This is a genomic window from Siphonobacter sp. BAB-5405, assembly GCF_002872335.1.
Lineage (GTDB): Bacteria > Bacteroidota > Bacteroidia > Cytophagales > Spirosomataceae > Siphonobacter.
This window is the reverse complement of the sequence record NZ_NJAG01000007.1, coordinates 480784-493032: the sequence shown is the minus strand read 5'-3', so window position 1 is coordinate 493032 and position 12249 is coordinate 480784. Positions and strand designations below refer to the sequence as shown.

The window sequence follows — 12249 nt, the reverse complement described above, 5'->3', positions numbered from 1 at the left end:
CCTAGTTGGTTTGACTGGCTTCCAGTTTATCCTGAATTTCCCGGCACAGTTCTTCGTACCACGCTTCGCCGTAGGCCCGGATAAGGGGATCTTTCAGGAATTTGTACACGGGTACTTTCAGGGCAGCTCCGTGTTCGCAGGCGGGAGAACAAATGTGCCAGCGGTCGTAATTCAAGGCATCATACTGATCGTACTTCGTAACGCGGATGGGGTAGAGGTGGCAGGAAAGGGGTTTCTTCCAGGTAATCTTACCATCCAGATACGCCTGTTCGATCCCGCATTTCAAAATTCCTTTCTGATCGTAAATGGCATAGGCACATTCACGGCCTTCGATCACGGGTGTTGAATAATCACCTTCCCAGTCTTCCACGTATAAGCCCTGCTCTTCCACGGCTTTAATGCCATCTTCCGAGAGATAAGGCTTCACCTGTTCGTATACTTCCTCTAGTTTAGTTAGCTCGTCGGTAGCCAGGGGAGCACCGAGGTCGCCTTCCACACAACAGGCTCCTTTGCATTTAAGCAGGTCGCAGACGAAATATTGATCTGCGATGTCATCCGAAATGACGGTATTATCAATGAGTATCATGCTCGTTTTTGTGGGAGTTCGTCCACTAAAAAAGAATAGCGGGAAAAAATTCCCGCTATCAAAATTAACAGTGTCACTGGGTGGTCCGTTCCTTCGAACCGTCAAATATTATTTGTTCCTGATTTTCAGACGTTGCCCCGACTGAATCGTTCCCTCGGCTGACAGGTTGTTCCACTGACGAAGATCACTCGCGGATACCTTATATTTCCGGGCAATACCAAACAGCGTTTCGCCCGGTTCTACGGTATGATACGTCCAGCTATTGTCGGAACTATTGGCCGGTAAACTGCTGCTTCGGTTGGGACGAGGTACGCCGGAACGTACGGCAAAACGATCGCCGACATTTACCCGGGGCATTTCCGTCAGGCCATTAATGTCACGAAGTTCTTCCGGCGTCAGGTTGTACTTGCGGGCAATGGCGAAGAACGTTTCACCCGGTTCTACCGTGTGGTACGAAGTTGCCGCTGCCGCAGGTCGGGTTACTGTTGCCGCTACGGCCGCAGGCTTATCTGCGGGGCGAGTTGTGGCAGCAGGCGTACCTTTCACCAGAATCCGGTCACCCGTTTTCAGTACAGGATACGAAGTCATTCCGTTCAGATCCCGTAGGTCGCTGGGTTTGAGGTCATACTTCCGGGCAATACCGTAAAAAGTCTCCCCAGGTTCTACAACGTGATAGTTTCCTTTGCTTTCCGTACGCGTAACGGGCTGACGCGAAGGAGTAGTGGGAGCCGGAGCATCCGCTTCACCGGGCGTAACGGGATACGTGTTCCGCGAAGGAGCCGGACGTGGCGTAGTAGCTACCTGAGGTTCACGTGTGGCCGGACGTGTGGCCGGTGTTGTCGTGACGGGAGGCCGATTCACTGGTGCCGAGGGGTTCGCGGAAGGGTTACCGGATACCACCTGACCGTTTTCATCGACCAGTACCACCCGACCCGAGTTTCGCTGGGGCGGCGTAGTGGTGGTTGGTACGCTAACGGTTACTTCGGGCGGTCGGGTGGTCGTTGTATCGGGTTTTGCAGCTACTTCGATGGCTGGTTGTTCTGCTTCTTTGGGTTGTTCCGGATCGGGCAGCGGTACTACCTCGATGGCTGTTTTGCAGGGACGGGTTTTCTGTAACCACAAAACACGGCCCGGCTGAACGGCTTCGGACTCCGATTTGATCCGGTTTTTTCTCAGTAAAAACGACAGACGAATGCCATACATCTGCGAAACGTCCCAGAGTGTTTGTCCGTGCTGTAGCGTATGATAGGCAACCGCGGCTTTCTTGTTTTTTTTCTGGATGTAATACACCTTGCCCGCCTGAATCGCATCGCTTTCCTCCATGTCGTTTCGGGTCAGGAAGCGACTGGGACGAATATCAGCCCGTTCCGCAATCTTCTGGTACGTATCACCTTCCTGAGCCAGAATACCATCTTTCCCGTTGATTTCGTAGAAAATGGGGCCGTTGGACTGGCGACGGCTCGTCGGCGTAATGCGGCGTAATACCGGGAATTCCGGTTCTTTAATTTTCGTCCGGCGAACGGCGGTCGTAGTCGGACGACTGGCTGTATTGCTCTGTTGAGCGACCGTAGCGGGGCCCGCTTGTGCCGAAGCCACTCCGGGCTGTGAAGGATTATTCACCACGACGAGCATGACGTAGTCGCGGTCCTGCGGGATTTTAGAGCCACCCACCCAACGGTTATAGCGACGGAGTTCTACCTCATCTACCCCCAGTTGGTCGGCGATTTGCGTAAAGCTTTTACCACCGCTGGCTTTGTATTCGTAAAAAGGCGTTTGGGCCGAACGGTACCCGCGTAATTCGTTTTCGTAAACCAGCTTATGAGCCAGGCAACGGAGAATGTACCGGTCCGTTTTTTCGTCGAGCGTAATTTCCCGGGCTCCATTCCAAGAAGCAGGTACCAGGGTACGAATGCCACCCAGGCCCAGATAATAGGAGTAGAGCGTCGAAATCCAGTTGTTAAGCGTTGCGTTGTTTTTTTTGAGATAACGGGCAGCGGCTCGGGTAGCAGCGTGAATATTTTTACGCTCGTCAATTTCGTCATCCACTCGTAAGCCGTAGTCCGTAGCCGTTTCTTTCTTAAACTGCCAGAAACCAACCGCATTGGATGTAGATACCGCATCGGCAGCCAGGCCACTTTCCTGCAACACCAGATATTTGAAATCGTTGGGTACGTTTTCTTCCGAAAGAATATTCTCAATAATCGGGAAATAGAGCACTGCCCGATCCAGACGGGTATTGATGGTGGTACGGTTGGCCAGCAGGGCGTAGACATCGGTCTGTACGATGTCGCGGGCACCGGGTTCTAAATTTACGTTTAGGTTGCTGAACGTCACTCGGGAAGGCACCTGAAAGAGTTGAGCAGAAGCAGAAACGTTCACGGCTAAACTAAATGCAACAGTAATGATACCTTTAATCATGGTTGATATGGTTAAGCGATGACTTACGATGGATGGAAGATTCGGAGGGAAATTTAATGGGGTAAAAATGGAAAATTATTTTTTGCGAACGACCATCAATCCATCCCGAATCGGTAATAAAACGTTTTCGACGCGGTCGTCTTGCTGTACCCTGGCATTAAAGTCGAGCAGACATTGGGTGTCTTTGTCTACTTTAGCTCCCGCCTGAGCCACTTTCCCGCTCCAGAGTACATTGTCAGCGATGATCCAGCCGCCGGAACGAACCCGGTCGATGGTCAAATCGTAATACGTTGCATAGCTGGGTTTGTCGGCATCAATGAATACGAGATCAAAGGTTTCGTCGAGCCTAGGAATGACTTCACGGGCGTTGCCAATCCGGTAGTCAATCTGATCCTTGTAATCCGATTCGTTCAGGAATTCCCGAACGAAGGGTTCCAGTTCGGCTTTGATGTCAATGGTGATCACTTTTCCGCCTTCGGCAAGTCCTTCGGCAAAACACAAAGCTGAATAGCCGGTATACGTTCCAATTTCCAGTACCACACGCGGCCGGATCATCCAGGAGATCATGGAAAGCATACGGCCCTGAAAATGACCCGATAGCATCCGGGGATGCAGGATTTTGACGTGCGTCTGACGATTCAGCCGTTTCAGTAATGAGGGCTCCGGACTGGTATGAGCTTCCGCATAAGCCTCTATTTCTGGAACTATAAAATGCATAAACTAAGTATCAATCGAATAGGTAAACCTTTTCACAAGTTAACGATAGTTGCCGAAATCCGCCTGAGCTTTCTCAACTTTCGTAAATCAATTCTCAGGCAGGAAGCTCAGGTAGCTGAACTGGTCGATCGTAAACATCTCGTTCGCCAGATCCCAGAGTTGCTGGGAAGTAATGGCCTTAATGTGCCCAAAGAGGTGCTCGAGCGACTCAATTCGATTCATGTCGAGCAGACTTTTAGCCATCATCAGCATGTAGCTCATATTACCTTCTTCGGACATGGCCAGCTGGCCCATTAATTGCTGCTTCGTCACGTGTAGCTGATGACTGGTCAGCTGCTTTTCCCTTAAGATTTTGAGTTCCTTATGAATGAGGGAAAAGGTTTTGTTAAGCTGACGTGGCTCCGTGCCAAAATAAATACCGAAGTAACCGGTATCCGTAAACGGCGTATACTGGGCGTCGATACCATATACCAAACCGTATTTTTCCCGTACGGACAAATTGAGCCGGGAATTCATACCCGGACCACCGAGCAGGTTCACCAGTACAAAGAAGGGGAGCCGTTTTTCATCGTTGAGGGCGTACGATTGCCGACCTACCGCAATTTGGGCCTGAGTCATGTTACGACTCATTTCCTGCGTTTGAGGTCGGTAGAACGTAGGAGCCTGACGTACCCGGTTGGTTTTGCTGGCCGGAATATCCTTGAGTAAGCGTTCGGCCAGGTCTACTACCTTTTTGAAAGGCAGCTTGCTTACCGACGATACCACAATTTTCTCCGTATCCAGATTTTGGGCGATGAAGGTCTGAAAATCTTCTTTTTTATACCGTTTGAGACTTTCGGCATCGCCAAGAATGTTCGCTCCGAGCTGATGGCCTTCAAAAATGAGTCCGTCAAAATCATCCTGAATAGCATCCTCCGGCGAGTCGTAATACATGGAAATTTCTTCCAGAATTACGTTCCGTTCGCGTTCAATCTGTTTCTCCGGAAAGACGGAATGAAAGGTAATGTCCGCCAGCAAGTCCAGAGCCTTATCAAAATGCTCGGTCAGAACGGAGGCATGAAAACAGATTTTTTCCTTCGTTGTGTACGCATTCAGCTCACCCCCAACATTTTCCAGGCGGTTGATGATCTGTAGGTTACTGCGACGGTCGGTGCCCTTGAAGGCCATGTGCTCCCAGAAGTGAGCCAGTCCCTGCTGGTGTGGCTGTTCATCGCGTGAACCAATGTCGAGCATGATGCCCACGTGGGCAATCTGCGTATGCGTAAGTTGTTTGTGTACCACCCGTATGCCGTTAGGCATGGTATGTAATTGGTAGTCTTCCATCGATAATCAGTGCACGTTTCGCCGCGAAAGGAAAGCCTTTCTTTCATTCCAACATCTCTTCACTGTAAGCATACAAGCGTTCGAAAAGAAGAGTTTAGCGGAGTTTCGATACTCAAAAGTAACGGAGAATGCAGCAAAATGTTGATATAACTTTTTTAAAATCCGTTCGGACAACCGAAAATTTTCAGTGCATCCAGGTCCTGAACGGATTAAAATTTAGGTAAAATGTATTCCATTTACAAATATAATGCGGAAATCCTAAGCAGTTGAAAATCAAAAACTAATGATAGTCCGGCGGGAGATCGGAAACCGAAATTCCAAAGTACGCTTATGGGCTTTGCCGATTTCTTCGCGACCTTTGCCGGATGAAGATTCTGGTTATTCAAACGGCTTTTATTGGGGATGCAATTCTGGCGACTTCTTTACTCGAAAAGCTTCACCATCATTACCCGCAGGCCGAAATTGATTTTCTGGTACGGCGGGGCAATGAAAGCTTACTGAAAAACCACCCGTATCTGCACGAAACGCTGGTATGGGATAAAAAAGAAGGCAAATACGCGAGTCTCTGGAAACTGCTGCGAGGCATTCGTTCACGGCAGTATACCTACGTTATCAACGTGCAGCGATTTGCCACGACGGGATTTCTGACGGCTTTTTCCGGAGCCGAAACAACGGTAGGGTTTGACAAAAATCCCCTGAGTTTTCTTTTCACCCGCAAAATTAAACACCGGTTCGACGGTCCGCACGAAGTCGAACGAAACACGGATTTAATTGCCTGGTTTACCGATGAACGCGTATTCCGTCCCCGGCTCTATCCGCCAACGCTTTCCTTCCCAACCCAAACGCCTTACGTTTGTCTGGCTCCGTCGTCGGTATGGTTTACCAAACAGTATCCCGAAGAAAAATGGGTGGATCTGATTCAACAACTACCGGCTTCTCTGCACGTGTATTTGCTGGGCGGACCGGGGGATAAGGATTTGACCGAACGCATTCAGCAGGCTGCCGGCCGCAGTCAGGTACAGAATCTGGCCGGTACACTGAGTCTGCTGGAATCCGCTGCTTTAATGCAGGGAGCCGTGATGAACTACGTGAACGACTCCGGACCTATGCACCTGTGTTCGGCCGTGAATGCTCCCACAGCCGCCATCTTTTGTTCAACCGTGCCGATGTTCGGATTTGGACCCTTAGCTGAGCGTTCGCAGGTGATAGAGGTGCCTGAAGCCTTGGCCTGTCGGCCCTGTGGTATTCACGGATACAAGTCCTGTCCGCAAGGACACTTTAAATGTGCCCGGGATATTCGGACCGATCAATTACTGGAGATGTTAAGGGCTTAAGCTTAAAGTGTGATGGTACCTTCGTTTCTTGGATTATAAAAGCCCTCTTTGTTTTTGAAATAAAACTGATGCAGCTCGTACGATCCTTTGGGGAAGCTATTCTGGCGGAGCTGAATGTCAAGCGTATAGCCTTTGCGGGTAGGCTGACCGGTCGTCAGGAGTTTTTTAACGGAATTTCGTAAAAGCGTCGTATACAAAAGAAAGGTGTCCTGTTGCGAGACCATTGCAATGGCATATCCTTCTTTTCGATTGTGAATGGCCGGTGCTTCACCGTTGTAGAGCCGCATATTGACGAAACCCGGCTTGTTGTGCATCACTTGCATGCGTACGTTTGAACAGGGGGAAAAAACCGCATCCGTTACTTGCTTATTTTGAAAGGCGGTGTGGAGATCTGTCGTAGGTAACTGTACAAGTTTATCCTGGTGTTCAGAAAAAAACGTATTGTAAAATCGCTCGTAAAAGAAGGTGGGCTGGTAACAAATCCATTGTCCGGTTTTCGTGAAATTCAGATAGCCAAGGTCTAAGATATTTCGCTGATTTAACAGGTTGGTGTAGGAGTTAAATAGCCAGCATCCCCAGAAGAAAACACTATACGCCATACCTACATAAAGCACCGCTTTCTGGTAACGAAATTCCCGGGACAGGTACGCTAGACAAAACAGACCATTGGCGATGGCGATAACCGAATAGGTGTAATAACGGCTTTTAAAGATGACAAATAATTCCTGCGAAGAAGCCCTGCCAAAAGCAACAAATGCGAAAGTAATGACGATAAAAGCGGAAACCGAAATAACCGCAATCAGTCCCCGGTTTTGCTTCCGATACGCCTGAATGAAGCCGAGCAGAAATAAAACCAGAAGTAGAAAACCCAGGTAAATAGAAAAGTAAGTGAAGGAAAGAGGCGGCTCACCATCCGAAAAATCCAGAGAGTCGTTTTTAAAGTACGAAGCTCCCGCCAGCCCAGCGATGAAATTGACGATTTTGGTGGATAACGCTTCGAATACGTGCGAAAGCTTACTGCCCGAGGGCGTTTCGTTCAGGGCAATGCTATACAGATAGGAGCCAATGCCAGCCGCCGAACTGAGTAGCCAGCCAAGTGCAAATTTGATTTCTCTTTGCAGAGCCAGAGCCAGAAAACCCGCGGGCCAAACGGCCATTCCATTACCGGAAGAGTAAGTGCAAAAAAAACCGCTTAACGTAGCCAGCAGAAAAAAAGTTAGGTTGTGCTTCGCTGGCTTACAAAGAAGATAAATAGTTAAAAAGCAGAGGAACGTGACAGAAAAATGCTGTAACGCGGCCATAGTCCAGAAGATAGCCTGATACGGAGCAAAGGACAGGAGAACCAGTGCGATGGCTACTAACCAGTACGACGATACCCGGATGAAGGGAAGCCAGTATTTGTAAAAAAAGAAAATGCTACACCAGACTACGCCCGCACCCAACGCAAATAAGGGTAAGGATATTTTCCCAATAAGTCCGTACAGGGACGTGATAAAAAGGCTAAAAAATAAGAGTTTATGTTCAACGAAACCGTTTGTGAAAATTAATTTCAATTTTTCACCGAATGAATCTGCCTGTTGTACTTCTAATAAGAATCGATAAATGCTGGGCAGATCATCACCAAAAGGATAGGGAGAAATATAATAATACTGCAAAAAGAGGTAGAGGAAAACCAGTACGCCACAAACAAGATAAACCAGCGTTTTCTGCGAGGAAGACGGCGTTGTTTTTAAATCCATAAGAATACTAAAGATTTCTTTGGAAAGATATCCTAAACGAAAGAGTCGGGTTAAAGGTATTAACTAGGAAAAGCGTAATGTGTTTCCTGTTGGCAAGATAAGACTTTTTTAAAATCTGATGGATAATACAATAAGGTGTAGGTAATTATCTCTAATGAGTTACAATAAAGAAACTAATCAAACACCTGTTTTTCAGTTAGATATTTCCAAAAGCGACGGGGTAAGTTTCGGACGTGAAGTTTCAAATTTCGACGGGCCGGAATATTGGTACTCCTGAAGTAATCTTTCCAGAGTAACTGATACATTTCTTCGTGATAATCTTCCGAAATGCGGGCTGGCGTTTCGAGGTTGGTTCCCTGCTGGAAATCCAGTGTGATCAGTTGAAGACTATGAAGATCGTAATACAACCCGTACCTGCGTACGTGATCGTAAATAACCCAGGCCTGATCCGCGTAACGATCACGAAAATGGCCAGCCAGTAAAGGCAAAACATTGTATTTGGGCTCGATCGGAGCGTAGTACATGCCATCCTGCGTTTGCTGAAAACGTATGAAAGCTTCCATATGATGTTTTTCCCGCTCGACTTTACGGGCCATCTGATGTACAAAAAGCACGTGCTCGTTGCCATAATTGCTTTCGGCCTGTACTATGCCACTAAATACGTAAACTGCAAACCCAAACAGATGCTCATAGCCCTCAGGGCGTTCGGATAAGAAGGTGCAGTAAAGGGCTCGCCAGGCTTCTTTAGACAATCGCTTCCGAAGTCCCGTAGCGACCCGCGTAGCCTTCTCTGAATCCGTGACTACGAAATACGTCTGGCTAAACGCTTGTGGGTGATACTGTTTGGTTGAGCTAACGGTAATGGAACCCGGCTTTCGATTATACCAGTCGAAGATCAGCGTCAGAAAACCTTCGAAAGTGTCGTCGAATACGTAGATTTCCATCTAGAAAAGAGTTAGCTGCTGGGGAGACTGCCGTTTATGCTGGCTTGAAGAGAGAATAAAATGCCTGATCTGGGTCGCCTGCCAGTCTTTGGAAGCAAACGGAGAATCCGCACACCGAACGAAGTACTTAGCCCGGTTATAAGCAATACCCAGGTTTTGTAACTGATACGTACGGAGTTTACCAAACTGTCGGGCCGCAATGATTTTTTTAGCTGAACCCACACCAATGCCCGGAACCCGCAGAATAAGCTGGTAATCAGCCGTGTTGATATCAACGGGAAACACGTGCAGATTGCGAAGAGCCCAGCTTAGTTTAGGATCAATCTCCGGATCCAGGTTGGGATGCGTATCGTCAAGAATTTCATCCACGCGAAAGCCATAAAACCGCATAAGCCAGTCGGTCTGATAGAGTCGATTCTCGCGTACCATGGGTGGGGGCGTTCCAATACTCGGTAACAACGAATCCTGCCGAATGGGGACATAACCGGAGTAATACACTCGTTTCAGATTATAGGCTTTGTAGAACTGATCGGCCGTAGCCATAATTTCCAGGTCCGACTCGGGCGTAGCTCCAACGACCATCTGCGTACTCTGACCCGCGGGTACAAACTTGGGCGTCGAAAGAACAAGTTTCCGGTCGCTGTTATATGCCTGAATGTGCTGGTTGACGAAATGCAGGGGTTTTTTAACGTCTTCGTGGCTTTTCTCGGGGGCTACCGTTTTCAAACCCGCCTCCGTGGGCATCTCCAGATTGATACTCATCCGGTCAGCGTACAGACCGGCTTCCTGAATCAGTTCTTCACTGGCTCCGGGAATTGTTTTCAAGTGAATGTACCCATTGAAACGTTCCTCCAGCCGTAGTTTTTTTACAATTCGAAGCAGACGTTCCATCGTATAATCGGCATTCTTGAAAATACCAGAACTCAGGAACAGGCCTTCAATGTAATTTCTACGGTAAAAATTAATGGTGAGTTCTACGACTTCCTCTACCGTAAAGGCTGCCCGCTGAATGTCATTGCTTTTCCGGGAAACGCAGAAGGCACAATCGTAAATACAGTGATTGGTCAGTAGAATTTTGAGCAGCGAAACGCAGCGGCCATCTTCCGTAAAGCTGTGGCAAATGCCATTGGCCTTACTATCGCCCAAACCTTTGTTCGTATTTTTTCGATTACCACCGCTGGACGCACAGGATACGTCATACTTGGCAGCATCGGCTAAAATTTGCAACTTTTCGCTCGCTCGATTAAAATTCATGGCTTTGATATTTGTGTAAATATATTAACTTTTGGTTATATAAAATAATCAAAACAGCGGAATTATCGAATAAATTGTGTGTATATTTTGTCTGTTTTGGCCATTTTGAATTAAATCAGGATAGAGGTCAAAACACTCGCTTAGTAACATGAATGGAGTCATGGATTGTTGTGGCTCTGGTACTCAGCCTCACCTTTCCGCTCGAAGTAGATGCAATAGGGGTTGCTCTGCTAGAAAACTGCATAAAAAAAGACCCGGTCTATAACCGGGTCTTCTGCGTTTAATAAAAAGAATCTTATTCTTTTTTATACTGCTCAATAATCTTGTACAGTGCTTTCTGCGTTTCCAGATTCGTGAAGTACTCAAACAACATAATGTGCATGTCATAATTGAGTGTCAGAGCCGTTTCCAGATACAAGAAGGCTTCCCGGAACTTACCGGCGTGAATCAGGTAAACCGTAAGCTGGTAGTATAATTCTGCTTCATCGGGGCATTCATCCAGAGCCTGCATGATGATGTCAGTCGCTCGTTCAAAATCGCCCTGTTCGTAATACAGAATCGACCATTTTACCCAGATCTCTACGTCTTCGGGGGCTACTTCTACGCCAGCCCGGTATGCTTCTTCGGAGGAAATGGCATTGCCAATCCGCTGTTCGGTTTCGGCAACGGCCAGCCAGTAGTCCGCATTCTTTTTGTTAAGGTTTAAAGCTTTCCGCAAAAAATGCAGGGCCTGAAACCACTTGTTCATTTCGTACAAACATACACCGACGCCGTACCAGCCTTCGTCCCAAAGCGGGTCGAGCTGAATGGATTCTTTGTAATGTTTGATGGCCTCTTCGTAGTTCAGCTGTTTTTCCAGACTGGCCGCCAGGCAGCAGATCGTCTCGGGGGTCGGTTCTTCGCACTTGAGCGTTTTTTCGTATGCCTCCTGAGCTTCCTGATACCGCTCCAGATTCATGTACGTATTCCCGAGGTTATAGTACGCTGACGCGAAGTTTTTCTTCAGGTACGTGGCATACTCATAGGCTTCGGCAGCTTCCTCGTAGCGTTCAAGCTTTGAATAGGCGATACCCAGATTATACCAGGCGTTGTACGAAGAAGGATCGCGGTCGGTAAAAGCCAGGTAATACGGCAGACTCTCTTCAAGCTTGCCCAGCTGGTCCAGGCAGTTGGCTAGTTCATACAGAGCATTTTCGTTACTCAGGTCACCGTGTACGGCTTGCTGATAATGCTCAATGGCTTCTTCAAATTTCCCCCACTGCTGGTAAGCCAGTCCCAGGTGGTAATGCACTTCATCTTTTTCCTCGGCGTAATCGAGGACTTCCTTGAGCATCTCGATGGCATGCTCATAGTCGCCGATAAGCCCATACACGGTGCTGCGTAAGTAAAAAATATCTAAGTCGTGGGGATTGAAAAGGGCGGCACGTTCGAGCAAATCCAGGGCTTCGTCGTACCGTTGAAAATTGGCCATAATCTGGGCCTGATTCAGCATCAATTCCAACGAGTAAGGATACTGAGATAAACCGTATTCGCAGGCTTTTAAAGCATCTTCTAATTTTCCCTCTTCTAAATAATGTTCGACGATTTGTTCATACGTATCCAGATCGAAGAACGAATCCTCCCGGTTCTGCAACATTTTTTCGAATCGCTTCACAGAGTCATGGGTGGCTTCCGGGCGGTCGTCGAATTCAGGTTGTTCCATCATAAGGCAACGGGTGTAATGGCAAACGTAATCCCGGTTTGATGCGTGACAAAGCAAGCTTTGGTGTACGAATCGATACTATACTAAAGTTGGGTACGTCTATTGGTTTTCATGTTAAGGAACATTCTAAGATAACTAGAAAATTCCATTCTCCCAACCCTTGTTTGAAAATCTTGACCAGATTGTGAGTGTATTTACGGGTCGGTCCGTTCAGGACTTGCGGGTACTTTTT

At 47.8% G+C, this 12249-nt stretch carries 9 protein-coding genes; 1 reads left to right on the top strand and 8 read right to left on the bottom strand.

Translation table 11 applies throughout. From position 1 onward, the window contains the following. Position 1: 1 nt before the first annotated feature. The 4 genes from BWI97_RS08600 to BWI97_RS08585 form a co-directional block, all read right to left on the bottom strand. Positions 2-586, bottom strand: coding sequence for a DUF3109 family protein (locus BWI97_RS08600; protein WP_102200710.1), 585 nt, complete (start codon positions 584-586; stop codon positions 2-4). A 108-nt stretch (positions 587-694) separates the two neighbouring features. Next, positions 695-3004, bottom strand: coding sequence for a LysM peptidoglycan-binding domain-containing protein (locus tag BWI97_RS08595; protein WP_102200709.1), 2310 nt, complete (start codon positions 3002-3004; stop codon positions 695-697). Positions 3005-3079: 75 nt separating this feature from the next. Next, positions 3080-3721, bottom strand: a complete 642-nt coding sequence (locus BWI97_RS08590; RefSeq protein WP_102200708.1) for an O-methyltransferase — start codon at positions 3719-3721, stop codon at positions 3080-3082. An 87-nt stretch (positions 3722-3808) separates the two neighbouring features. After that, complete coding sequence (locus tag BWI97_RS08585; RefSeq protein WP_094808414.1) at positions 3809-5044, bottom strand: pitrilysin family protein; 1236 nt, start codon at positions 5042-5044, stop codon at positions 3809-3811. Between the two features lie 365 nt (positions 5045-5409). Between BWI97_RS08585 and BWI97_RS08580 the strand changes: the two genes are divergently transcribed. Beyond that, entirely contained in the window at positions 5410-6378 is a 969-nt protein-coding gene (locus tag BWI97_RS08580; RefSeq protein WP_102200707.1) for a glycosyltransferase family 9 protein, read from the top strand. Positions 6379-6380: 2 nt separating this feature from the next. Here the strand turns inward: BWI97_RS08580 and BWI97_RS08575 are convergent, their stop codons facing one another. From BWI97_RS08575 to BWI97_RS08560, 4 genes are all read right to left on the bottom strand, one after another. After that, a complete protein-coding gene (locus tag BWI97_RS08575; RefSeq protein WP_102200706.1) occupies positions 6381-8117 on the bottom strand; it encodes a hypothetical protein in 1737 nt (578 codons plus the stop codon). A gap of 173 nt (positions 8118-8290) precedes the next feature. Continuing rightward, the gene (locus tag BWI97_RS08570; RefSeq protein WP_102200705.1) at positions 8291-9061 is read right to left on the bottom strand and encodes a TIGR03915 family putative DNA repair protein; all 771 of its coding nucleotides are present in this window, start codon (positions 9059-9061) and stop codon (positions 8291-8293) included. After that, positions 9062-10315 (bottom strand): putative DNA modification/repair radical SAM protein, encoded by a 1254-nt coding sequence (locus tag BWI97_RS08565; RefSeq protein WP_102200704.1) that lies wholly within the window; start codon positions 10313-10315, stop codon positions 9062-9064. It lies immediately after the preceding gene. A gap of 295 nt (positions 10316-10610) precedes the next feature. Then, positions 10611-12020: a tetratricopeptide repeat protein gene (locus BWI97_RS08560; protein ID WP_369679078.1), complete on the bottom strand. Its 1410-nt coding sequence runs from the start codon at positions 12018-12020 to the stop codon at positions 10611-10613. Between the last annotated feature and the right edge of the window lie 229 nt (positions 12021-12249).